This window comes from Photobacterium angustum (assembly GCF_003026365.1).
Lineage (GTDB): Bacteria > Pseudomonadota > Gammaproteobacteria > Enterobacterales > Vibrionaceae > Photobacterium > Photobacterium angustum.
Genome location: NZ_PYOM01000005.1, coordinates 25550 through 48913, shown reverse-complemented (window position 1 = coordinate 48913; position 23364 = coordinate 25550). Strand labels below are relative to the sequence as shown.

21 protein-coding genes are annotated in these 23364 nt (G+C 37.8%); 11 read left to right on the top strand and 10 right to left on the bottom strand.

Annotated elements, in window-relative coordinates; genetic code table 11:
* The first annotated feature begins 7 nt into the window (after positions 1-7).
* Positions 8-1150: a cyclopropane fatty acyl phospholipid synthase gene (cfa, locus tag CTN01_RS06475; protein WP_045147759.1), complete on the top strand. Its 1143-nt coding sequence runs from the start codon at positions 8-10 to the stop codon at positions 1148-1150.
* Positions 1151-1218: 68 nt separating this feature from the next.
* Here cfa and CTN01_RS06470 read toward each other — a convergent pair whose 3' ends face one another.
* On the bottom strand, positions 1219-2628 hold the full coding sequence (locus tag CTN01_RS06470) for a hypothetical protein (protein ID WP_045147758.1): 1410 nt from the start codon (positions 2626-2628) through the stop codon (positions 1219-1221).
* 312 nt (positions 2629-2940) lie between these two features.
* Here CTN01_RS06470 and CTN01_RS06465 point away from each other — a divergent pair, with 312 nt between their 5' ends.
* The gene (locus CTN01_RS06465) at positions 2941-3783 is read left to right on the top strand and encodes a CvfB family protein (RefSeq protein ID WP_005367598.1); all 843 of its coding nucleotides are present in this window, start codon (positions 2941-2943) and stop codon (positions 3781-3783) included.
* A gap of 103 nt (positions 3784-3886) precedes the next feature.
* Here CTN01_RS06465 and CTN01_RS06460 read toward each other — a convergent pair whose 3' ends face one another.
* Complete coding sequence (locus CTN01_RS06460) at positions 3887-4120, bottom strand: glutaredoxin family protein (RefSeq protein WP_005367599.1); 234 nt, start codon at positions 4118-4120, stop codon at positions 3887-3889.
* 388 nt (positions 4121-4508) lie between these two features.
* Between CTN01_RS06460 and CTN01_RS06455 the strand changes: the two genes are divergently transcribed.
* The 3 genes from CTN01_RS06455 (at position 4509) to CTN01_RS06445 (ending at position 7591) form a co-directional block, all read left to right on the top strand.
* On the top strand, positions 4509-4961 hold the full coding sequence (locus tag CTN01_RS06455) for a GNAT family N-acetyltransferase (protein ID WP_045147756.1): 453 nt from the start codon (positions 4509-4511) through the stop codon (positions 4959-4961).
* A gap of 110 nt (positions 4962-5071) precedes the next feature.
* Positions 5072-5812, top strand: a complete 741-nt coding sequence (locus CTN01_RS06450; protein WP_045147755.1) for a PhzF family phenazine biosynthesis protein — start codon at positions 5072-5074, stop codon at positions 5810-5812.
* Between the two features lie 570 nt (positions 5813-6382).
* The gene (locus tag CTN01_RS06445; protein WP_045147753.1) at positions 6383-7591 is read left to right on the top strand and encodes a NupC/NupG family nucleoside CNT transporter; all 1209 of its coding nucleotides are present in this window, start codon (positions 6383-6385) and stop codon (positions 7589-7591) included.
* Positions 7592-7683: 92 nt separating this feature from the next.
* Here CTN01_RS06445 and CTN01_RS06440 read toward each other — a convergent pair whose 3' ends face one another.
* The 3 genes from CTN01_RS06440 to moeA form a co-directional block, all read right to left on the bottom strand.
* On the bottom strand, positions 7684-8190 hold the full coding sequence (locus CTN01_RS06440) for a DUF2059 domain-containing protein (RefSeq protein ID WP_005367603.1): 507 nt from the start codon (positions 8188-8190) through the stop codon (positions 7684-7686).
* Between the two features lie 187 nt (positions 8191-8377).
* Positions 8378-9148: a molybdopterin-synthase adenylyltransferase MoeB gene (gene moeB / locus CTN01_RS06435; RefSeq protein WP_045147752.1), complete on the bottom strand. Its 771-nt coding sequence runs from the start codon at positions 9146-9148 to the stop codon at positions 8378-8380.
* Positions 9149-9164: 16 nt separating this feature from the next.
* Positions 9165-10400, bottom strand: coding sequence for a molybdopterin molybdotransferase MoeA (gene moeA, locus CTN01_RS06430; RefSeq protein WP_045147750.1), 1236 nt, complete (start codon positions 10398-10400; stop codon positions 9165-9167).
* A gap of 307 nt (positions 10401-10707) precedes the next feature.
* Between moeA and folE the strand changes: the two genes are divergently transcribed.
* The gene (gene folE / locus CTN01_RS06420) at positions 10708-11361 is read left to right on the top strand and encodes a GTP cyclohydrolase I FolE (protein WP_045082868.1); all 654 of its coding nucleotides are present in this window, start codon (positions 10708-10710) and stop codon (positions 11359-11361) included.
* A 151-nt stretch (positions 11362-11512) separates the two neighbouring features.
* The gene (locus CTN01_RS06415; protein ID WP_005367611.1) at positions 11513-12457 is read left to right on the top strand and encodes a LysR family transcriptional regulator; all 945 of its coding nucleotides are present in this window, start codon (positions 11513-11515) and stop codon (positions 12455-12457) included.
* Between the two features lie 110 nt (positions 12458-12567).
* Here CTN01_RS06415 and CTN01_RS06410 read toward each other — a convergent pair whose 3' ends face one another.
* A complete protein-coding gene (locus tag CTN01_RS06410; RefSeq protein WP_045147749.1) occupies positions 12568-13440 on the bottom strand; it encodes a YjjW family glycine radical enzyme activase in 873 nt (290 codons plus the stop codon).
* A 14-nt stretch (positions 13441-13454) separates the two neighbouring features.
* Positions 13455-14999: a YjjI family glycine radical enzyme gene (locus CTN01_RS06405; protein ID WP_045147748.1), complete on the bottom strand. Its 1545-nt coding sequence runs from the start codon at positions 14997-14999 to the stop codon at positions 13455-13457.
* Positions 15000-15121: 122 nt separating this feature from the next.
* Here CTN01_RS06405 and CTN01_RS06400 point away from each other — a divergent pair, with 122 nt between their 5' ends.
* The 3 genes from CTN01_RS06400 (at position 15122) to CTN01_RS06390 (ending at position 18411) form a co-directional block, all read left to right on the top strand.
* Positions 15122-15379: a putative hemolysin gene (locus CTN01_RS06400; protein ID WP_005367618.1), complete on the top strand. Its 258-nt coding sequence runs from the start codon at positions 15122-15124 to the stop codon at positions 15377-15379.
* A 378-nt stretch (positions 15380-15757) separates the two neighbouring features.
* Positions 15758-17521 (top strand): L,D-transpeptidase family protein, encoded by a 1764-nt coding sequence (locus tag CTN01_RS06395; RefSeq protein WP_107342122.1) that lies wholly within the window; start codon positions 15758-15760, stop codon positions 17519-17521.
* A 161-nt stretch (positions 17522-17682) separates the two neighbouring features.
* Positions 17683-18411, top strand: a complete 729-nt coding sequence (locus tag CTN01_RS06390; protein ID WP_045147746.1) for an HAD family hydrolase — start codon at positions 17683-17685, stop codon at positions 18409-18411.
* A 51-nt stretch (positions 18412-18462) separates the two neighbouring features.
* On the opposite strand, the gene CTN01_RS06385 is transcribed toward CTN01_RS06390, so the two are convergent.
* Entirely contained in the window at positions 18463-19422 is a 960-nt protein-coding gene (locus tag CTN01_RS06385; protein ID WP_045082862.1) for a TerC family protein, read from the bottom strand.
* A gap of 812 nt (positions 19423-20234) precedes the next feature.
* Between CTN01_RS06385 and CTN01_RS06380 the strand changes: the two genes are divergently transcribed.
* The gene (locus CTN01_RS06380; protein WP_045131739.1) at positions 20235-20633 is read left to right on the top strand and encodes a hypothetical protein; all 399 of its coding nucleotides are present in this window, start codon (positions 20235-20237) and stop codon (positions 20631-20633) included.
* A 58-nt stretch (positions 20634-20691) separates the two neighbouring features.
* Here the strand turns inward: CTN01_RS06380 and CTN01_RS06375 are convergent, their stop codons facing one another.
* Together CTN01_RS06375 and CTN01_RS06370 are read right to left on the bottom strand one after the other, a co-directional pair.
* Positions 20692-22062: an SLC13 family permease gene (locus tag CTN01_RS06375; protein WP_107342121.1), complete on the bottom strand. Its 1371-nt coding sequence runs from the start codon at positions 22060-22062 to the stop codon at positions 20692-20694.
* A 552-nt stretch (positions 22063-22614) separates the two neighbouring features.
* Positions 22615-23361, bottom strand: a complete 747-nt coding sequence (locus CTN01_RS06370) for a SanA/YdcF family protein (RefSeq protein WP_005367643.1) — start codon at positions 23359-23361, stop codon at positions 22615-22617.
* Between the last annotated feature and the right edge of the window lie 3 nt (positions 23362-23364).

The window sequence follows — 23364 nt, the reverse complement described above, 5'->3', positions numbered from 1 at the left end:
ATACAAAATGACAAATAATCAATTTTTTCAAGACATTTTAGATTTTGCTGATGTGAAAATTAATGGTAATCGTCCTTGGGATATTAAAATTCATGATGAGCGTGTTTTTGATCGCGTATTAAAAGATGGTTCTTTAGGCTTTGGTGAAAGCTATATGGATGGCATGTGGGATTGTGATGCTATTGATGAAATGATTTCTCGTGTATTACATGCTGGCATCGAAGATAGATTAACCACCACTACAAAAATACAACTAGGGTTAAAAGCCGGCGCTTCTAAACTTAAGCAATTATTTAACCCACAAAGTGTTGAGCGTGTAACTCAGGATGTGCCTTTTCATTATGACTTAGGTAATGATTTGTTTGAAGCGATGCTCGATCCACGCATGACTTATACGTGTGCTTATTGGAAAAACAGTGATAACCTGAAAACAGCGCAAGAAGCAAAGCTAGATTTAGTCTGCCGCAAAATGGGCTTACAACCGGGAATGCGTTTACTTGATATTGGTTGTGGATGGGGCAGCTTTATGATCTTTGCTGCTGAAAAGTATGGTGTTATTTGTGACGGTTTAACCTTATCAAAAGAACAAGCAGCACTTGGTCAGGCGAGAGTAGACGAGAAAGGCTTACCAGTTAACTTTATTCTTCAAGATTACCGCTTATATCAACCAGAGCAGCCTTATGATCGCGTTGTCTCTATTGGCATGATGGAGCACGTAGGCCCTGAAAACTACGAAGACTACTTTAAATCTGCATACAGTTTTCTTGCTGAAGACGGTATTTTCTTACTTCACACCATTGGTAGTCCGAAATCAAAAACGTCAGTTGACCCTTGGATCAATAAGTATATTTTCCCTAACGGTGTGATTCCATCAATGATGCAAATTGGTGCGTCAGCTGAAGATTATTTCAATATTGAAGATGTACAGAATATTGGCCCTGATTACGATACAACACTCGTCGCTTGGAATGATAACTTTGAAGCAGCTTGGCCGGCATTAGCAGATAAATATGGTGAGCGTTTCTATCGTATGTGGCGCTATTACTTACTATCTTGCGCTGGAGCATTCCGTTGTCGTGATTTAAATGTGTGGCAATTTGGTTTAACCAAAAAAGGCGCAGAATTACCAGTTTCTGTACGCGCAGCATAATTTTCAATGTCACAGTAAAATGCTCACTATTGCGCGATTAATATCGTCAACAGTGAGCTTTTTTAGTGTTAGGCTGTTTGTGCTTTTTCGCTTTCCTTCGCGGTTTGAGCTTCCGCAACTGGTTTTTTCTCTGGAGGGAGAATAGGCTCAATATCCACAATTTTGGAACGACTCATGATAATTTTCCAACGCTGAATACGCACTGTTTTATCTTCGTCTGTTTCTTTGGTGATTAAGTTAAATAGGTGGCGTTTTTCCACTGACTCTTTTGTTACTTGACCATCATTAAGCTGGTATAAACGCTGAGAGCCTTTTTCCATTAACGCCGCAACAGTACGTAAATCTAAAATAATCGATTCTCGTGTTTGCTCATAACCACTTAAAAACTTTGTTGGTGACATACGGCTGGTACTTTTATAGTGAAGAATAGTTTCTTCACGGTGAGACACCTTATGTTTACGCGTTTTACGAATATCGGTTGGTAAACTGTCGAAGCTGATATATTCAAGCCATTCGAGCTGTCGACCAATTAAATGGCTTGTATTGGCATCAAAGAACTGCTTCCGCCAACGTGCTTTTCCTTTTCGTAGCCAGCGCCAGAGCATGGTTTTCAAATCATCTTTAAATACTTCACGTGCCGCATAAATTAGCGATAGCACCAAAATAAATGATGCAGTAATATCACCCAGCATACCACGTGCTTTTATCAGCATCATGGTGACAAAAATCATCACAATGCCAGCAGCAGCGCCTGTTACCACTTTTTTTGTGCTTGTACCCAGCTCAATGGTTTTCTCACTCATTGTGACAGGGTATTCAATCAAACGTCGTAATAGTCGCATTTTATTCGACATACGGGTTGGATCTTCCATCGCTTTAGCTGAGTTGTAATTATGCTTAATGCGGTGTTGTGTTTCAGATTCACAGATTTCAAGTAATGTTGCTTTAATGGTGTTGTAATCGTTGCCGCGCGGAAGATGAGAAATTAACTGAAGGAAACGCTGCTCAGTAAACCAAGACAGATAGTTATCAATATTCTCGTAATACTTAAGCAGTTTTTTGTCGGTTGGAATATTTCGACGTAAACGCTTTAAAATGCGAACAGAGATATTGGCAGATTCTTCAACGTCTTCAAATGTCAGGTTATCATTTTGATTTAATAAATCATTGGTGGCTTTTTCTAGCGCTAGTGCATACTGATAAGCGTAAAGGCTTAAGCTTAAACGGTATTGTTCGATAGATAACTTTCCACGGCTGGCAAGGCGACTATGAACAAGAGGAAGGTGATTAATATCACTGAAATAAGTACGTTTACCGTGGATAGCGTTATGATAGAACTCTTCTTCAGAAATGATATTGGCATTTAAACCAAGCTCACCGGGAATGAAGATGTACATATCGAGCTGCCGATTGGTTGTTTCTTGAATAACATGGGATATTTTTAATTTATGCCCATCTTTTTTATCGACAGTGATCACTTATTGATACCCTCCAAGATCTACAACAATAACTTAATCTATTAATTTTAGAATAAGTTGGTTTTAAATATTACTGTTAACTATATAAGTTTGCGCTGATAGCATGAAAAATCATCAAATAAATGCAGATAGGTCAGGCGTTGCGAACCAACATCACGTATAATGCAGCAATCTAAGCACAACACGTGCATTATAGCCGATTGATTAGCGAGATATAGCTAATTCATCATGCAGCTAATAAATTGATTGATAAAGATATTGAAGCAACATCACCAAACGCGTGTCGTTGCCTACGCAGAGAGTACCTGATACATGATTAGAATTGGAAAATACAACACACTAGAAGTCGTCAAACTAGTAGATTTTGGCGTATTTCTTGATGGTGGTGAAGACTTCGGTAATATCCTGTTACCTAAGAACTCAGTTCCAGCAGGTACCGAGCTAGGCGATAAGTTAAAGGTATTTATTTACTTCGACTCGAATGACGAAGTAATTGCAACAACAACAGAACCTTATGCACAAGTTGGCGATTTCGCAAAGCTACGTGTAGTAGGTGTAACCAACATTGGTGCGTTTGTTGATTGGGGTTTAACGAAAGATTTGCTTATTCCATTTAGTGAGCAACGCCGTCGTTTAGAAGAAGGTCAAGAAGTGGTTATTCACGTATACACAGACAAAGCGTCTGGTCGTATTGTGGGTACTACTAAATTTAACCGTTACTTAGATAAGACACCGGCAACTTACCAAATCGGTCAAGAAGTGCAGGTAATTATTGCTGAAGTAACAGATCTTGGTTTTAAAGCCGTGGTTGAAGGTAAACACTGGGGACTTTTCTTTAAAACAGAATCATTTGGTAAGCTATTTATTGGTAAAGCATTAAAAGCTTACATTAAAGAAATTCGTCCAGATGGTAAGTTAAACCTATCACTACAGAAAATGGGTAAAGATCGTGTTGACGATCTAGCGGATAAAATCTTAACCTCGTTAGAGCGTAAAGGTGGCTTTATCCCTGTGAGTGATAAATCAACTCCTGATGAAATCTTCCAAGTTTTCCGTACAAGTAAAGCAACCTTTAAGAAAACCATTGGTGGCTTATACAAAAAAGGGTTGATTGTTATTGAGCGAGAAGGTATTCGCTTAAACGACAACGACTAATAACTTGCTCGATAAATTGAGTAAAAGAAAACCGACACATGCTGTCGGTTTTTTTATACTTGAAATAACAGTAAATTACCGGGAAATTCAGTTAAATAGCTTCTTAGTCTTTCGACTTTAATGCTTTTTCAAACTTGGTAATATTCCAGCCAATTAACACTTGATCACCCACTTTTAAAACAGGCACAGACCTAGCACCAGTACTATTAAATTCTTTTCTTCCTTTGGGTGAGCTGATATCAACCAAACGATAACTGTAGTTTTTGCTCGTCATGTACTGTTGTGCATCTTTACAGTTTGAGCAGCTTTTCTGGCTAAATAAGACAATACGTTTCATTTTAATGTTCTTCTTTTTTACTATTTTTCGTAACACTAGCATAAATAGTATCGAAGTCAGTAGCGGAAGGATGGTGGATCGTGTCACGATGCATACAGTAGTAGGGAATAAACATTGGTTACTTGTATTTATACCTATAGAGTAGAGGCAATAAAAGTTAGGCTACCCCAAGGTTATCCTATAAGAGTTGGGTCAAAAGTAATGCTACAAAAAAGGCGTTTATGACGAATCGGGTACACAGAAGTATAGATTTCTTCGGTACGAGGATTAGTTAATTATAACGAGAGCCTGTATAGGACGTTTACTCGCGCTGCCATTTTTCATTGAAGTGTTGTTATTTAGGTATTTCAAACCTTTTTGGCAAGTAAATAGGCGTTATTTAAACGTTATGAGGCATATGGATATACAACTAAAACAAATAGAAATAGATGATTTTGAAAGCCTATTTTCTATTGTGAAACAAGGGCTTTATACGCATATTGATGACGTTTTTGGTTGGTGTGATGAGTTTCAGTTCAATCGTTTAAAAAATGACTATGAGCCGCATTGGTTTTATTGGATTTATCTCAATAAAATACAAGTTGGAATGTTATGCTTCAAGCCTTACGAGAATGCACTTCATGTACATTTATTGATTGTATTTCCAGAATACCAAAATCAAAAATTGGGTGAAAGGGTAATGAATATGCTTCACGAGATAGCGAGAGAGCAAGGGCGTAGTCATGTAACCTTATCAAGCTTTACTAGAAATGTGTCAGCAGTAAGGTTTTACAAATCTCTTGGCTATAAAGTGACTGAAAGCGATGAAAACTTCCTTTCATTATCCCTTCAAGTTTCTTAATACAAAGCGTTATAGTAAGTATGGCGCGGCTTCGGTATAGCTGACCTTAAGTTTTAAAAAGCGTTAAATGGTAAAAAGGATGATGGATTATCAAATTAGATATTTATGATGTGTTTAGTGGTGAATCGGCTTCTGGTAACCCCTGTGGTGTATTAGAGCTAGATAGTTGGCTTTCTGATGAAGAGTTACAGGAAGTAACTTGTAAAGCAGGACTGCCAGTTACCTCTTTTGTTATGAAAGATAATGGGAAATTTCACATTCGCTGGTTTTCAATGGATGGAGAAATTAACCTGTGTGGCCATGGAAGCTTAGGAGCTGGTGCTGCGATTATCTCTAAGTACAAGCTCGACAGTGTACTTTTTAGTAGCAAATATGGAGACGTATCAATTGCTAAAAAGAGTGGTGTATATACTCTTGAGTTGCCTAGTTGGAAAGGTGAAACATGTGCTGTCCCATCAGAAATATCGGACTTGTCTGTGGATGCCATTGAGGCTTTTTCAACTCGAGACTTAGTTTTAGTCTTACCTTCTATAGAATCTGTAAGAAGCTTTAAGCCTGATGATATGCGCTTTAAACAGCTTAGTAATTATCATGCTTTAATCGTGACAGCAGCGAATGGTGAAAATGGGTATGTATTAAGATATTTCGCGCCCAAAATTGGTATATCTGAAGATCTAGCTACAGGTTCTGCTCAATGTTCTTTAGCCCCATATTGGTTTGAAAAACTTAACTCAGATTCACTTCAGGTACATCAACTTTCGTCATCAGGTGGCTATTTTGGCGTAAGGCGTATTTCAGCTGACTCAATTGTGTTGCTAGCTAATGCAACACTGCGGAAAATAGAAATTTAACAAAGCATTTGAAGGTTCCAGTTTTTTTATAATCAGATCTAAACGATTTAAAGCTTGGCTCTATATTTTTAAGTGCGTAGTAATGTATTCCCCAAGCCTCATCATTTATATGCTTTCCGACAAAAAGATAAGAACTGATAACTCAATAAGCATCATGCGCTATAGCTCTTTGAGTAAACCAACATTGGGTCAGTAGTGTAGGGCAGATCTCATTATTTCCTCTCAGCAATAAAGGTGATGCGCACTAGAAATAAGTAAACTGGCGTAAGTGATAGGTTGTCGTGCAATGAATTAGTATTTTTTGTTGAAAATAACAGCACCCACATGCTTGTTAAATACGCGGATATTTTCGATTTTATTGCGTTAAAGCAAATTATTTTTTTTATATGGAAATAAAAACAATGCATTTAAATTTAATATGTTGATATAAAATGTATTTTTTTGTTATTGGCGCAATAAGTTTAGAATTACCACTCTTTTGGTAACAACTTACTAACAATGTGATCTTGCTTGTATTTATAGTGTAAATACAATGCAACCCTCTTTTGGGTAACAACAAAATTTCATTCAATGATTGCTCTATTAGGTATATGTGTTCTACTTCTTATCGCGTTTCTTATCTCAACGGATAAAAAGCGTATTCCTGTAAAAATGGTTAGCATTGCATTTGCACTACAAGTGTTATTTGCGTTGATCGTGCTTTACATTCCTGCTGGTAAGTCAGCACTGCAAGCAGTAAGTAACGGTGTTACTTATGTAACTGATTACGGTAAAGATGGTTTGTCGTTTTTATTCGGCGGTTTGGCGACTGGTAGTATCGGTTTTGTCTTTGCCGTTAATGTACTTGGTATTATTATTTTCTTTTCTGCACTGATTTCTATGCTTTATCACGTAGGCATTATGCAGAAAGTCGTTAATATTTTTGGTGGTGCGCTGCAACGTATTTTAGGTACGGGTCGTGCTGAATCATTATCTGCTGGTGCCAACATTTTTGTCGGCATGTCTGAAGTCCCACTGGTTATTAAACCGTACTTAAAATCTATGGATGATTCACAACTTTTTGCGGTGATGACATGTGGTTTGGCTTCTGTTGCAGGTTCTACGATGGTGGGCTATGCCGCTGTTGGGGTGGATTTAAATTACTTGATTGCCGCTGCGTTTATGTCTGCGCCTGCTGGTTTATTAATGTCAAAAATCATTATGCCACCGAGTGAGAATAAGCTACCAGCGAATGAAATTACCAGTGTTGAAATTCCTAAAGCAACCAATGTAGTTGAAGCGTTGGCTGATGGTGCAATGTCTGGCTTGCGTATGGCAGTGACAATTGGTGCAACATTGATTGCTTTTATCAGTGTTATTGCATTATTTAATGGCTTGTTAGGCGATATTGGTGAATTCTTTGGTATTCATGGCTTAACGTTCCAAATGTTGATTGGTTACCTGTTTGCACCAGTTGCACTTTTACTGGGTATTCCAATGAGCGAGGCGGTAACGGCTGGTTCGTTAATTGGTCAGAAAGTAGTGATGAACGAGTTTGTTGCTTTCATTGATATGATTAAAGTGCAGGATACCTTATCGCCACACAGCCTTGCTGTTGTTACTTTTGCATTATGTGGCTTTGCCAATATTACAACGCTGGCTATTTTGATTGGTGGTATGGGAAGCTTAATTCCTGAGCGCCGTCCATTTATTGCGAAATACGGTATCCGCGCAGTTGCGGCTGGTGTACTGGCAAACTTAATGAGTGCAGCTATTGTGAGTATTATTTTATTGCTCTAGTAGCAGAGTGAAAAATAGTATTGGATAAGAGAGCCGACTGAGTACTAGAAAAATAGTCACAGTCGGCTTTTTAATACCCGAGAATAAACGGTTTACTTTATCCCTTCTTCTTTAAAACGTTTGGTTATACGTTTTTGAATCTTCGGACCTAATTTCTGTCCAAATTCTTGTCCAACTAACATGCCTTCTTGACTGATAAGTGGCATTACACGAATTAACTTTTTGCCAAATTCTGTATCGTTAATTTCAATCATTTTACGCAGTTCATCTTCAGTGAAATGCTTATTGTAGATTGGGTACATCATGGTTTTGAAGCTGTCGTTAATAACAAACTCTTCATCCATGATGGCATTGATCTCTTCTTCTACAATGTCAAACGCTTTGGGATTAATATCGGGTTTAGATTGCTTTAAGATCAAGGTCATTTGCTGGGTGAACAAATCAGAATATTGCTTACCGACAGCAACGGCGGATTGCCCCGTTTGTGCCAATAACTTATCTATCAGTATTTTTTTTGATGCTGGAATGCCGTCTGTGGTTGCAGAGACATTAAATGACAACGCAAGCAAGGCTACTGCTAAGATCTTTTTACTAAACATGTTCATCCCGTAATTTTTATTTTGTATCAGGGTGTTTTAGCAAAAAAATGCTTGAGATATAAATTCGAGCACGAGTTGTGTGAAACCGATCGGCTAGGGGACTTAGTGGTAGTCGTTAGTAAAGCAGTGACGGGTTAAAGGAATTACCGCTGTATATACAATTGAATGTGATATACAGCGGATATGATCAACTAGCGCAAATTGAGCAAGTGGGTTGTTTCATTAACTTCATTTCTCGCCAGCTCATTGTGAGCGCATCTAGCATGAGTAGTTTACCAGTTAATGGTGTACCCATGTTGGCAACCACTTTGATTGCTTCCATTGCTTGAACTGCACCAACGATGCCGACAACGGGTGACATAATGCCCGCTTCAACACAGCTTAATGTTTGTTGACCAAATAGGGCACTTAAACACTGATAACATGGCTCGTTATCTTGGTAAGTGTAAACACTGATTTGACCTTCCATACGAATTGCTGCGCCAGAGATAAGCGGCGTTTTGGTTTTAAAGCATAGGCGGTTAAGTTGATTACGGGTATCAACGTTATCGCTACAATCTAAAACAATGTCGTGGCTTTCAATGAGTGGTAGTAACGCTTCATCGGCTAAGCGTTTGGCTATGGTATCTACCGTAAGATATGGGTTAATACGACATAACGCTTCTTTTGCAGAATCAACCTTTAATTGGCCAACCGTAGCATCATGGTGTAACACTTGACGCTGAAGGTTAGAAACTTCAACCTTATCATCATCAATCAGGGTTAATTTACCCACACCAGCAGCGGCTAAGTATTGTGTAGAAGCACAGCCTAAACCACCAGCACCAAGGATAAGCATAGAAGAAGCCTTTAATGCTTCTTGGCCTTCAAAATCAAACTGACGCAAAATGATTTGGCGGTTATAACGCAGCATTTCATTATCTGTCAGTTCAACGTTATTCGTGTTATCTATTGTCATTAGAAATACCGTTTGCTTAGTACAAGGTGTGGTTGAAGATTTCTATAGTTACATCTTCACCTGCTTGAACACGACCACGCTCTTGCTCTAGAACCACAAAGCAGTTAGCAAGGTGCATTGAACTAAAGGCACCTGAGCCTTGATTGCCTGTTGTTGCTACTTCTAATTGACCTTCAGCGTTAATGCTGTAAATACCACGTTGGAAATCGGTACGACCAGGACGTTTTTTAAACATTGTTGTCGCTTTTGCATTTACACGAACAGGCGGTTGGTATTGGCTGTTACCTGCTAGTTTCGCCAGCATAGGTTGTACTAGTTGGTATAAAGTCAGCATTGCTGATACTGGGTTGCCTGGTAGGCCACAGAACCAAGCATTATTGATTTTACCAAACGCGAAAGGTTTACCCGGTTTCATGGCGATTTTCCAAAAGCCGATTTGACCTTCTTGATCTAAAATATCTTTGGTGTAATCCGCTTCACCGACACTAACGCCACCCGATGTAATTAATACGTCAGCTTCTGTTGAGCCTTTTAAAAATGCGTCACGCAGTTTTTCAGGGCAATCGGGAATAATACCTAAATCTAATACTTCACAACCAAATTTTTCTAATAGGGCGCGAATACCGTAGCGGTTGCTGTCGTAGATTTGACCAGCTTCTAGTGTTTCGCCTACTGGGCGTAATTCGTCACCAGTAGAAAAGAAAGCCACTTTAGGGCGGTGGTACGTTTCAAACTCGGCAATACCAAGTGATGCAAGTAAAGGCATTTCACGCGCTGTTAAACGTGTACCTGTTACTAGCACAGTTTCACCAAGGCTTACGTCATCACCAATTGGGCGCACGTTATCATTCGCTTTTGGCTTGATATTAAAAGTGATGTTCTCGCCATCAACAGACGTTTCCTCTTGCATAATCACGGTATCAGTACCGGCAGGCATTTCAGCGCCTGTCATAATACGTATACATTGACCTTGCTGACATTCACCTTCAAATGGAACACCAGCGAAAGATTTACCCGCTAATATCAATGTATCTGTATTTGCTAAGTCTTCAGCACGAAGCGCGTAACCATCCATTGCCGAGTTCGCAAATGGTGGTACGTTGATAGGCGAAAGAATATCTTGCGCTAGCACTAATCCCATTGCATCGGCTAATGCTACCGTTGATGTTGTAGTTGTAGAGGAAACTTGCTCAAGAATATTTTCAATTGCAGTTTCAACGGGCATAAGGCCTGGTACGTCGCAGCATCCCATAATGGTATCCATCTCGTTATTGTTTAATTTGAATCATAGTGGCTTTGAAGCAAGAGCATCAGTAAAAATGATAAATATTAATAGCCCTTTAAACCACGTAGTTAATCGCTTAATTATGATTTTACCCTTTATTGTTAAGGGCTGTAAGGGATTGATTATGCCAAAATTAGGCCAATTGGACTAATCCCTAATAAATGGGAGGTGTAATTATTTCCATTTGGAGGTATTCTGCGTATGTTTTTAGCGCTGGCGAGCGAAAACAGGCTTGTTTTATTGCATTTCAGCCTGTGCCAGTTGGAGGAAAAGAATGACAGCATTAAGTGAATCTGCAGTACTAGTTCGTGATGCATTAGCAGCCCGTGGTCTTGAAACCCCAATGGTTGAACAAAATGTTAGCCGCGAAGAGAAAAAAGAAAAGATTGAATACCACATGCGTGAGATCTTATCGTTACTCGCGCTAGATCTGACTGATGATAGCTTGGTTGAAACCCCGCATCGTATTGCGAAGATGTACGTTGATGAAGTGTTTTCTGGCTTAGACTATACCAATTTCCCTAAAATCACAGTCATTGAAAATAAAATGAAGTGTGATGAAATGGTGCGAGTTAAAGACATCACGCTAACCAGTACGTGTGAGCACCATTTAGTAACGATTGATGGTAAAGCAACTGTTGCTTATATTCCTCGTGGGAAAATTATTGGTTTATCCAAAATTAACCGTATTGTTCGTTTCTTTGCTCAGCGCCCACAAGTTCAAGAGCGTTTAACACAACAAGTGTTGGTCGCACTTCAAACATTATTAGAAAGTGATGATGTCGCAGTTACGATTGATGCAACGCATTATTGCGTAAAAGCACGTGGTGTTATGGATGCAACCAGTGTAACCACAACCACAGCGCTTGGTGGTATTTTTAAGAAAAATTCAGCGACACGTGCAGAGTTCTTAAACGGTATTCGATAAATAATAGTTTACGCCATTGTTGAAATTTAAAACAAAAACAGCGTGCGCCATTAATAAATGAATAGAAATGCTAGTCCTTTATTGACTAGCATTTTTTTTATCTCATACTGCTGAATTATCGATTTTCTGGCTTATATATTAAAGGTCGCAGATGGATTTAATTAAACTTTCTCGTATAAGTATGAAACACTTAATTACGTTGCATGTAATGCTAGATACGTTAAGTGTTACGGCATGTGCAGAGCGATTATGTGTAAGCCCTTCATCCGTTAGTAAAACACTCAGCCAATTACGTGATAACCTCAATGACGAACTCTTTTATCGTCATGGTAATAAGCTAATTTCTACTCCTTTAGCTCGACGTTTAGGTCCTACAGTCCACCAAATGATCAGTGACATGAATCAGATCATGACCAAAGAAGCGTTTCAGCCAGAAGTGTATGAAGGAAGTTTCTCACTTGCGATGCGTGAGAGTACCTTTGAATTAATTGCTGGTGGGCTTTATGCTCATGTTCTAAAAAAAGCGCCGAATGTCCGTTTTGATATTTGGTCGAAAGACAGCATTGGTTTTGATGGTTTAACCAAAGGCATGTTGGATTTTGTGATTTTGCCACATGATCTGAGTCAGCCACCATTAGTGCAAAATAACTTAGTATGGCAGACACTGTTTACTGATGAGATGGTTTGTTTAATGGCGCATGATCATCCTCTCGCTGATAAAGAGCTGACAATAGAAAATTATTTAAATTATGGTCACATTAGTATTTTTGACAACGATTTAAGTGTGCCATTTTTTGAAATGCAATTAACGCAACAACATCATAAACGAAAAGTGGTTGTGAATGTCGCGGATTTTGGTGGTGCAGCCACGATGTGCCATAACAGTGACTTGTTATTTACCTGTTCTAAACGTTGGGCTAGTAACGCCTTACAGTCAAAGGCACTGGTAGCAAAGCCGTTACCGTTTAATTATGGCAAGGTTGCTTATAGTTTAGTGTGGCATCAACCGAGTATGAATGATCCAGCGGTTCGTTGGTTACATCAACAAATTTTGCTTCTTTGTGGCGTTGAAGATAAAAGTGCAGAGATTGATTAATTAAAGCTCACTTCAGTAATTAGTATCTAAAGAAAACGAAACTCCGACTGCTGAGTGACTTAATGAGTTATGTCACTATTATCAGCAGACGGAATATCTTAAATTTTGAATTAATAAATAGCAGGAGTTAGTAGGTTTTCCACACCACGCTCTGATAATCCGTTAGCTAATTGATTAATTTCTTCTTTGTCACACTCATCCCAATTGAGCGCATCACCTACCACACCATGATGCCTAAAAGCATTGAGCTTTATTTTCACACTACTTGAAAATGGACGTAAGTAATACGCCACTTTTTCAATCTGCTCCATAAAATCTGTTTTATTAGGAATATGCAGCAGCCTTATTTCATGTAATTTGTTTTGAGCATGGAGAAAGTTCATCGTTTCAAAAACGCGATGGTTACTTCTGTTGGTTAACCATTTATGCGTTTCATCATGCCATGCTTTTAAGTCAATCATCGCACCATCAAGATAGGGGGTAAGGTGTTTCCAACCCGTTACGCTTAAACTGCCATTACTTTCTATCATGCATGTTAAATGTTTCAGTGATGCAGTCGTTTTTATTAAACGAAATAGTGAAATAATAAAAGGTAAATTAAGTGATGCCTCGCCACCAGAAACGGTAATACCATTAATAAATAATCTATTTTCATGAATTTTTTCAATTAATTCATAAACAGTCATCGTCATGGTTTTGGGGCTCGCTTGTTGTGGGCAAACCTCAATGCACTTATCACATTCAGTACATAAGGCTTGATTCCATGCCACTTTAGTTTTTTCATTTTCCGTATGAATAGTTTGTAATGCTTGTGTTGGACAATGCTCTACACAGTCTGCGCAATGGTTACAAATACCGATGGTTTGAGGGTTATGGCAATTTTTGCAGTTATAGTTGCATCCTTGAAAAAAAATCACCATTCGGTTGCCGGGTCCATCAACACACGAAAAATTAAGTATTTTACTAATAGTGGCTGAAATCATTAAATTGTTAACTCTTAATTCTCAATAGAGATATGTGAATAATGAGGTGTTTGCTCGTGACTTAATACACGAGGTAGACGTTTTAAAATATCAGTTTGTTCACTGGCTTCTGAGCCTAACCATGTCGTATTGGTGCGTGATCCTGCCTCTTTGAATTTAGCTACATCAGACAGCTTAATCATATAACCCGTTACTCGAACGAGATCGTTTGAGTGAACGTTTGCTGTAAATTCACGAAATCCCATACTTAATGCGCCTTTACATAACGTAACCATGGCGAGTGGATTTTGTTTGATTGTTTCATCAATGGTTAAAATATCGCTGATCCCTGATAGATAATATTGATGATGTGCAGCTAGTGCTTTAATGTGCAATACAGGATCAGGCTCTGTGCCATAAGGGATGCGAATGCCTGGCGTTACGTTTTGATCGCAGCTAATACCACCTTGCGAGTGCAATAACGCTCGCTGGTTATAACCATATTTTACTGGCGTATTAGTGACAATGTCACTTAATAGTTGAGTGATAGATAATGCTAATGTATTGGCTGAATCACTTTGACCATATTTTTCCGTTGAGCCAGACTTTTCCAATAATAAATTGACCGCTTCAGCCATACCATAAATACCAAACATTGGGGCAAAACGGTTTTCATCAATTAATTGTTCTTGTACTAAAAAGCTATTAAAGAAGTTTGATTCTTCATGAAGAAATGTAGAACGCGCTTCAATGAGTCCGAAAGTCATTTGGCAATAATGCGGCAGCACTTGGTTGATGAAGTTATCTACATCTGTTGCTTTTTCTGCCGCCGCTTTTAAATTTAAGCGTACAAGAGTATTTGCACCGCCTGCTAACGGCAGTGAGTTGTAGCAACTAACAATACCAAAGCCTTGTTTACCAAATGTATCTTTAAACATAGGGTAGTTGGCAATATGGGGTTTGCTGCATTCACAAATATTTTGGCAAGCTTGTTCAAGTAAAGATATTGGCGATACTTCAGCGTCGTACATAAAAGTAAGATTCGGCGCGACTTGCTTAAGCTCTGCATCAATTTTTAAAATAGTACGGCAAATAATGTTATCAGTTGGACCAATATTGGCATGCATAAACGCATCGGGTAGGGTGCGATCGAGCATAATCCAAAAGCGCTTTAACTTGTTGTAAATATCAGTTTCAGATTCGCTATTAATAAATGGTAACAATAAATCATCAAGTTGACCGATATACACGGGATAGTTAGTTACAGATGGTACGTGATGATAAATAATGGTGAGCGCATTGAGTGCGTCATCCAGATTTTTTGCGGGCTCTAGCTCTAAATAGCTGGAACCATTCTGTAAGTATTTAGCATAGTCGGGCAATACGTAGCGAGGCTTAAAAGGCGCATTACCTTCGAACATATCACAGATAATACCTTCATTTTTTGCTTCTAAAATTTCGTCACTGACTGACATATAGTCTACAATTGCTTCAGCTTCGAGAGAGAGAAACAATGTTTTTTGTTTCGGGCTTAATGTAGAAGAAGTAATAATCTGTTTCATTTTGGATTGTAATGACATTGCTAGTACCGTTCATTGTTATAGTTTGGCGGCACTTTAGATGAGATTGCTCATTTCCAGAAGTGAAAAAGAATTAATGTTTATTTTCCAAAATGGAAAAGCGAATTACATAAGGGAACAATATGAAAAAGTGGACAGTTTTATTCGCCGTTATCGGTTTTGGTATCGCATTAACTGGGTGTAATAAAGAAGAGCAAAAACAACCAGAGCAACCAAAAAAGGAAGCAGTTGGTATGGCTAATCCAGCTTCTGTTTACTGTGAAGAGCAGGGCGGAAAACTTGAAATTAAAAAAGAAGAAAAAGGTGAGGTGGGATACTGTCACTTAGCGGATGGTAAAGTTGTAGAAGAGTGGGCTTTCTATCGCGAAAATAATAAGTAGATTTATTTTTGAGCATAATTGAGACGAACTCACTATAAAATGCCAATTAACTCGCACAAATAAATATTTTAGATAAATGGTGTTTTTATGAACACCATTTCAAATGGCGTTTTTTTTGTCTTTAAAATCAAGATGATATTTATGTTTGATGCGTAGTATTCAATATAAAAAATCTTGATAGGGTATATTTAACGTTTAAAGTTGCGTTATTTGAATTGTATCGTGATTGAAAATTTGTCTAAATATACCGATATTGGCCTTTATACAGGCTATTTTGTTTGTGTACCGTATATATGAGCGTTACGTGGTTGTAAAATACGTTTGGTTATTTTAATACGGATATCTTTCTTCTTTTATTAGATAAGGATCGCTTTGAAGATGTTTAATTCTCAGCGTGTTGTCACTCAGCGTTTCAGCAAGCTTCTTGTTTTATCTTTGATTCTTCCGAGTAGTGCTTTTGCTATTGAATCAGCACACATTGCACCACATAGCTATGTGAACATTACAGGCCCGGATAAAGATTATGTAGTATTTCCTCCTGTAAGTGATAGAGAAGCTCCTGTAAGTATTACAGGTACTGTCGATTGGTCTTCTTTAAATAACCAAACAGTGTTTAGCACCAAAACACTTTGTGCTGATTCGGTAAATAAGGTTTGTTTTAAGCCTCAAATAGAACAAGCGTATACTGAGAACAAGTTCTATCCTTTTTGGCAAAACAAAGCACTGCGTGATGAGTTTGAACTACAGTTAAAAGCCGTTGTAGATACAAAAATGCTACCGGGTTTAGCCCAACGTCTTTCCGAACTGAATAAGCTTGAGAGTGAACAAAACGAACAAGCTTATGACTTATTAGCAACTGATACCTATTATGTGTATCGTGCATTCCAAAACTACATTGCAACTCACCGTGATGTACTGTTTTTGTCTAAGCCTATTAACATGAGTAAGTCGATGACCAAATACGCCGATGGCGTTGATGTTTATCCGATGACACTTGCGAAACTTGAGCAGCTCCGTCCTAGTTATATTGCATTTAAACCAACAATGGATGCGATTGCCAAATACCAAAATTTGCCCGCTCACACATTAGCAAAATCGAACTTTAAGCAGGCTTACCGCAAAGGGGCAACACTGCCGAATGGGCATGAGCTGATAAAGGTATTGTATACGCTTGGTGATATGGATCAGGCTGATTATGACCGTTTATCTGTTGAACCTAATATCACGAATACAGGTGCTGTTTTTGAAAGCTTGAAAACATTCCAAAAACGTCATGGTTTGGCAAGTGACGGTATTATCGGTACGGCAACTGTTCAGCAACTTGTTATGCCTTATGCAGATATTGCCCGTCGTTTAGCATTGAATACGCTACGTGTGGCTACCTTAAATAAGCATGCTGAAGGTCGCCCTCATATTTGGGTTAACATTCCTAACTATAAGTTAGAAGTGTTTGATAAAGGCAACGTTGTATTTGAATCTAAAGTGATTGTTGGTCGTGATAGCCGACCAACAAACTTATTCTCATCTGCGATTACGACTATGGTTGTAAACCCATACTGGAACGTACCTATTACAATCAAGCAGCATGATGTTATTCCAAAAGTGAAGCACAACATCAATTATTTAAAGCAGCATAATATGCAGATTTTAAATAGCTGGCGTGATCGTACTGTGATTCCACCAAGTAGTATTGACTGGGCGACTGTGAATCCAAAAACATTTCCGCATGAATTTCAGCAAGGTCCTGGCCCTCGTAATTCTCTTGGTCGTGTTAAGTTCCTTATGCCAAATGATTACGCGATTTTCTTGCACGATACACCTTCACGTGGGTTGTTTAGCAAAACCAAGCGTGACTTAAGCTCTGGTTGTGTACGTGTTGAACGCGCTTATGATCTTGCTAACTATGTGATTGAGTACCAAAATCGTGGCAACATTCCAAAATTTAAGCAAATGTTAGATGCGCAAAAGCAAAAAACAGTGAGCTTATCTAAGCGTATTGATGTTGATTTTGTATATCTCACTGCATGGGTTGATAATGATGGTAAAGTACAAATGCGTGAAGATATCTACGGTTATGACTCACCAAGTGCAAATAAGATCAAAAATAAATTTATTACGATGAAAGATTTTGTTAAAAACTAAGGCGTGATAAAGCTAAAAACCAGCACTAGGTGCTGGTTTTTTTATACTTAAAATAAGTGATAGACATCAGATTGCGTAATGAAAGTATGATAAATACTAGTTTAAGTGTCTCATCATCGTTACTATAGGTGTGCCTGTAATTAATAATAAAGAAGGTTAACGTGTTAAAAGCTATTTTTCTCGATATGGATGAAACCTTGTGTGCAACGTCTTTAGCTGACAAACATGCTGCTAATGAGCTGAAATTATATGTCAGTGATTTGTACCCACAATTAAATGCAGACATGTTTTTAGAGCGTTATATTGCAGGTGTATATAAAAAACTCAATGATGAGTTACCTGAGTTAGTGCCACTATTAACCGATGAGCTTTTCTTCCGTCAAAACCTTATTCTTGTGTTATTTAAAGAGCAGGGCATTGAGTTACCTTTTGATGCAGCAGTCGCTGTCCAAGCATGCTTTGATCAATCTCGCATAGCTAGCTTTGACTTTTTTCCTAAGATGAAAGAAACGCTGGTGGCATTGCGAAAATCATACCAATTGGTTGTTATTACCAATGGTCCTGTTTTTTCACAACATCCAAAGTTGGCAGCAACAGAAATGCAGCAATATGTTGATCATATTATTGTGGGCGGGGAAGAGCCTGAAGAAAAACCGGCATTAAGTATTTTTGAAAAAGCACTAAACTTGGTGAACTGTAAACCTGAAGAAGTCATCCATATGGGGGATTCATTGGCGGCAGATATTGCAGGTGCTAAAAATGCAGGCATTAAGAGTATATGGGTCGATACCCAAAAAGACAGCGATCATCAGCAATTAGCGATGATTGAACCTGATTATATTGTTTCTAACCCTGTTGATATTCAAACTATTGTCGCTAAATTGGCTTAGACAATAACGATAAAAAACGCCACAGCTTTTTGTGGCGTTTTTTATTTTTTACTAATGATTGATAGGAGTATGTTCGTCGTTACGTGTTTTCCATAGCGATGCGCCAATGGCGATGGAAATAGTAAGAACAATGACACACAGTGATACCGCTGTTGGAATAGCCCAAGCGGTGCCTACTAAAAGCATCTTCAAGCCAATGAAGCTTAGAATAAATGCCAGTGCGACACGTAGGTAGCAGAAACGCGTTAACATACCTTCAAGTACGAAATACAGTGAACGTAAGCCTAGTAATGCAAATACGTTAGCAGTAAGCACCAAGAACGGTTCACGTGTTACCGCAAAGATCGCAGGAATAGAGTCGAGTGCAAACATAACATCGGTAAGAGCGATCACTGCAACCACAACAAGTAATGGTGTCGCTAGCCATCCATGCTCTCCTTTAACGAACATTTTATGGTCGTGATAATCATCAGTGACTTTAAAGAAGCGTTTTACAATACGTACAGGTAACGCATCTGAGAAGTCTTCTTGTTCTTCTTCATCTTCTTTCCAGAGTTTGAAACCAGTGTAAAGAAGGAAAACGGCAAAGATGTACATAACCCAATGGAAGTCATCCAATAGTTGAGCACCGACAGCGATCATACCACCACGTAAAATAAGCGCACCGACAACGCCGAGCATTAATACGCGTGGACGTAAACGCTCAGGTACCATGAATTGACCAAAAATTAGTGCGAAAACAAATAAGTTATCAACACTTAATGATTTTTCTAATAAGTAGCCAGTGACAAAAGCGGTTGCTGCTTTTGAATTACTGTAGGTACTTTCTGGTGCCATCAACTGCCAGTTGAAGTAGATAAATACTGCAAATAAGAAAGCGAGAAAAACCCAGAATACACTCCAGATAGCTGCTTTCTTTATGGAAACTTTACCACCACGTGTTTGATATAAATCTAACGCAAACATTAACACTGTTAATACAGCGAACCCTTCGTAGCTAAAAAGGCTCATAGAGTCTCTCCTAAAAATCGACCTTAAAGCGATAACGTATTGTTATTTTATAAACTCAATAATCAATATAAGTTTTTTATAAGTATAAAGTTATATGCCTATAAAAAAGGCAATATAGTATGGCAACAATATGTTATCGCACAAAGATTAAAAACGCGGAAGGCAGGGTAAAAGGGTGTTTCACAATCAACCTTACGCGCATTAAAAACTCAAACCTCTGAGTGTTTGAGTATGACTGCACTAATGTGCAAGCGATAATGGCATTGGTCTCGTCAAAATGGTGCATGAATAATAATGCAAATCCATTCACGGCTGCCGGAAGTGTAAACTTCGAGATGACGACAGACGAACAATTGTGACTACTCCCCAAAACAAGGCGATTTTAGTCTTGTATTGACAAATTTTCCAGTCGTTTTTCAAAATGATTACCATATAAAGCAGTTATATAATGATACGGTGTTTTTATAGCTAATATTGCGAGATTAAATATAATGATTGATTGTTATTCTCAATTACAAGTTCGAATGACTAAGCATTTTTTTTGTGTATTAAAGGAGATCTTGGGGGGATTGATATCACAGAATAAATGGTTACATAACATGCATAATCGTAATTTGGGAATGATAAGAAAAGATTTCATGTTGTTAAATCTTTGTTTTAAATGTGTTTTTTGTAATGTTAAATCAAACATTTGATGTGATATTGCTCACAAATGCAATTTGGATGAGTTAGTTTGTTATTCTACTAGTCGTATAGTTATAAGGACATTTAGTTAATGATAGAAGATGTTATGTTTCTACCTAAGGATAGTTATGGAAACAATGTTGAGTACATCAGAAAAAGAGCAAATCATATTTGATTATACGCATTTTCTCTCGCTTCTTTGTAATCAAAAATGGACATTTATTGATGTTGTTAAAAACATCATTCCATCTTTTGAATTAAATATTAAAACAGGCACATATTCACAAATAAGCCCCGCAGAAAAGTTACATCAACAGGCGTTAAAAGTATTATCAAGTAGTGCAAGTGATACACAGAATATTATTCGATTATTACTATTATCACGAAATCAAGATATAAAAAGTATTTTGTTATTATTACCTTTTGCATTAGAAGAAGAACAATTAAAAAAAATAGAACAAAAAGGAAAATGTAAATTAGAAAAAGAAAATGGAAATAATGAAAGGTTACTCATTACCTTATTATGAAATAATAGATAAAGAAGGTGTTGGTTGACACCTTCTTTATATGTGTCTGTTATTAAAATTACCAGAATAACCAAGTAAACATTGTTAGAAATGCAACACACAAGATATTGAGATAAATACCTACACGCATCATTTCTTGTTGTTTTATAAAGCCTGTACTAAATACGATCGCATTAGGTGGTGTCGCAACAGGCAGCATAAAGGCACAAGAAGCAGCGATAGCAATAAGTGCTGATAACACAACAGGTGATACCCCTAATGCTTCTGCAACGGTTGCAAATACAGGGATTAGCAATGCTGCGCTGGCAGTATTACTTGCAAACTCGGTGAGAAAAACAACAAAAATAGCAACAACTAAAATAGTAAGGAATAAACCAGCTTGGTTTAAAAACGTACTTAACTCATGTGCTAAGAAGACACTTGTTCCCGTGGCTTTTAATATATTGCTCAAACAGATACCGCCACCAAATAGAATAAGTACACCCCAGTCTGTTGATTTTTGAATATCTTTCCAGCTAACCACGCGTGACACACATAATAATACGATGGCGCTTAAGGCAACAAGCGTATCAAATTTAGCGAACCCACCTAAAAATGCGTTAATGGGTTTGCTGAAAATCCAACAGCTAACCGTTAGAAGGAAGATCGCTAAGGTAAGAAATTTTCCTTTTGTCCAAGATACAGGAGTGTGGTCAATCTCAAAGGTATGATTTAAGTTTGGTTTGAGAAGAACATATAACAGCCCAACGGTTAGCGGTAACAAGAAAAGAGTGACAGGAACACCAAAGTACATCCACTCGGTAAAGCTTAATCCAGCTTCTGCTGCTGCAATAGCATTAGGAGGGCTTCCGACAATTGTGGCAATACCTCCAATACTTGCACAATAAGCAATACCAAGTAGGGTAAATACGTAAGTACTATGGCCAGTTTTACTATTAACCTTATTTAAGACCCCTAGAACTAATGGCAGCATCATTGCGGTTGTGGCTGTATTACTTATCCACATTGATAGTCCTGCCGTTACACCAAATAGCATTAATACCGCGACGGACATTTTACCTTTTGCAGCTATAAGCACTTTATCTGCAATGACTTGATCGAGTTGCTGTTTATGCAATGCCGAAGCTAACGCGAATCCTCCTAGAAAGAGAAATATAATTGGATTGGAGAAGTTTGCTAATGCTTGCTGTGTTTGAAAAACACCAAAGAATACGGCGAGTAAGGGGACAAGAATGGCAGTGACAGTGACATGTAATGCTTCAGTTAACCATAGTACAGCGATAAAGCTTAATATACTAAGTCCTAATGTGATATTGGCTTCAAATGGTAGCGTGTTTAGTAGCGTTAAAAACAAAAGTATATCAGCAATAATAATTAAACTGTTACGATTCAATATCCATTGTTTAATCGTGAGTGTGAGCGCTGTCATAGCTTTTCTCCAATAGCAAGAGTCTGGTAGTTAATGCATCTAGTTGCGCTGCTAATATAAGGGTTGTTAACGGTAGAGTTTGAGACTTATGTATATAATCGGTTAATTTTTGGTGATAATTAAGTGATTTTGTTGTTTCTACCCTATTGAAATAAAATGATATTTTATTTTTAATTCGAAATATTAAGAAAATAGAGCAATTTCATTTTTACAGAGCTCAATAATGCGATGGAACGTTTATAATTTAATGATTTGTTAGGCTTTTAACGAGTAATAATTTGGGTGTATATCGCAAAACATGGTCGCCAAAACCCATGTGGCTTATGTTAGTATATTCAAAGGCAAATTATTGACTTGCAAATAGACGTTAAAATGGCGGCGATATGGCTAGGATGCAGAAACTAACGAAAAGTGCTGAGTTAAATAAGAAGATTAAAGCCGACGTTCTTCATCATATGAAAGATGTAAAGCATAGGTTTATGAAGACGATGAAAGATAAAAGCTAAGGATGGGCTAAAAGCACAAGCCAGTGAAAACCACTGGCTTTATGTTTTATTTTGAAGTGTTACTTTCTGTCGGTGTCAAATGATCTAATTGCTTTTGATTATTAATAGCAGAAGATGGCACTGTATCATCACTTATAATAGGTGCAGGTGCAGGTTTAATAATCGGTTCTTTAGGACCTAGAAACTTAGGCTGAACATTCAGTATAAACAGATCACTTAATGCTTTGACACGAGCAAGTACTTCTCGAATACGAATTTTAAGTTGTGCCGTACCATTAGGTTCATGTACTGCCAAACATGTAGCTTTAATTTTATAACTATCAGCAATAAATAGGGCGCGTTCGCAATGAAATTGTTGGGTAATAATTGTAAAATTATCCGTTTCAAATACTTCTTTTGCGCGGACGATAGAATCAAGCGTTCGAAACCCTGCATAATCTAAAACAATTTTGTCGTCAGGGACACCTGCTTTTAATAAATCTCGCTTCATCGTCCAAGGTTCATTATAAGAGCGGTGTGCATTGTCACCACTGAGTAAAAAATAATCTATTTTACCTTGTTTAAATAAATCTAATGCCGCTGTAATACGATATTCATAATATGGGTTTAGTGTCTTAGCTATATATTTACTTGTTCCAAGAACTAATCCCACAGAATGTTTGGGTACTGCAGAGATATCATGATAAATGCGATCAGATGTACGAGCTGAAACCCAACGATCAAATAACAATAATGTTGAAACAAATAAGATACAGATAACTGCAGAAATACGGATTAGATTGAGCAGTTTCATAAT

Coding starts and splice junctions, on each gene's coding strand:
- cfa (WP_045147759.1), top strand. CDS start 8: ATGACAAATAATCAATTTTTTCAAGACATTTTAGATTTTGCTGATGTG.
- CTN01_RS06465 (WP_005367598.1), top strand. CDS start 2,941: ATGATTAGAATTGGAAAATACAACACACTAGAAGTCGTCAAACTAGTA.
- CTN01_RS06460 (WP_005367599.1), bottom strand. CDS start 4,120: ATGAAACGTATTGTCTTATTTAGCCAGAAAAGCTGCTCAAACTGTAAA.
- CTN01_RS06455 (WP_045147756.1), top strand. CDS start 4,509: ATGAGGCATATGGATATACAACTAAAACAAATAGAAATAGATGATTTT.
- CTN01_RS06445 (WP_045147753.1), top strand. CDS start 6,383: ATGATTGCTCTATTAGGTATATGTGTTCTACTTCTTATCGCGTTTCTT.
- CTN01_RS06440 (WP_005367603.1), bottom strand. CDS start 8,190: ATGTTTAGTAAAAAGATCTTAGCAGTAGCCTTGCTTGCGTTGTCATTT.
- moeB (WP_045147752.1), bottom strand. CDS start 9,148: ATGACAATAGATAACACGAATAACGTTGAACTGACAGATAATGAAATG.
- moeA (WP_045147750.1), bottom strand. CDS start 10,400: ATGGGATGCTGCGACGTACCAGGCCTTATGCCCGTTGAAACTGCAATT.
- folE (WP_045082868.1), top strand. CDS start 10,708: ATGACAGCATTAAGTGAATCTGCAGTACTAGTTCGTGATGCATTAGCA.
- CTN01_RS06415 (WP_005367611.1), top strand. CDS start 11,513: ATGGATTTAATTAAACTTTCTCGTATAAGTATGAAACACTTAATTACG.
- CTN01_RS06410 (WP_045147749.1), bottom strand. CDS start 13,440: ATGATTTCAGCCACTATTAGTAAAATACTTAATTTTTCGTGTGTTGAT.
- CTN01_RS06405 (WP_045147748.1), bottom strand. CDS start 14,999: ATGTCATTACAATCCAAAATGAAACAGATTATTACTTCTTCTACATTA.
- CTN01_RS06400 (WP_005367618.1), top strand. CDS start 15,122: ATGAAAAAGTGGACAGTTTTATTCGCCGTTATCGGTTTTGGTATCGCA.
- CTN01_RS06395 (WP_107342122.1), top strand. CDS start 15,758: ATGTTTAATTCTCAGCGTGTTGTCACTCAGCGTTTCAGCAAGCTTCTT.
- CTN01_RS06385 (WP_045082862.1), bottom strand. CDS start 19,422: ATGAGCCTTTTTAGCTACGAAGGGTTCGCTGTATTAACAGTGTTAATG.
- CTN01_RS06380 (WP_045131739.1), top strand. CDS start 20,235: ATGGAAACAATGTTGAGTACATCAGAAAAAGAGCAAATCATATTTGAT.
- CTN01_RS06375 (WP_107342121.1), bottom strand. CDS start 22,062: ATGACAGCGCTCACACTCACGATTAAACAATGGATATTGAATCGTAAC.
- CTN01_RS06370 (WP_005367643.1), bottom strand. CDS start 23,361: ATGAAACTGCTCAATCTAATCCGTATTTCTGCAGTTATCTGTATCTTA.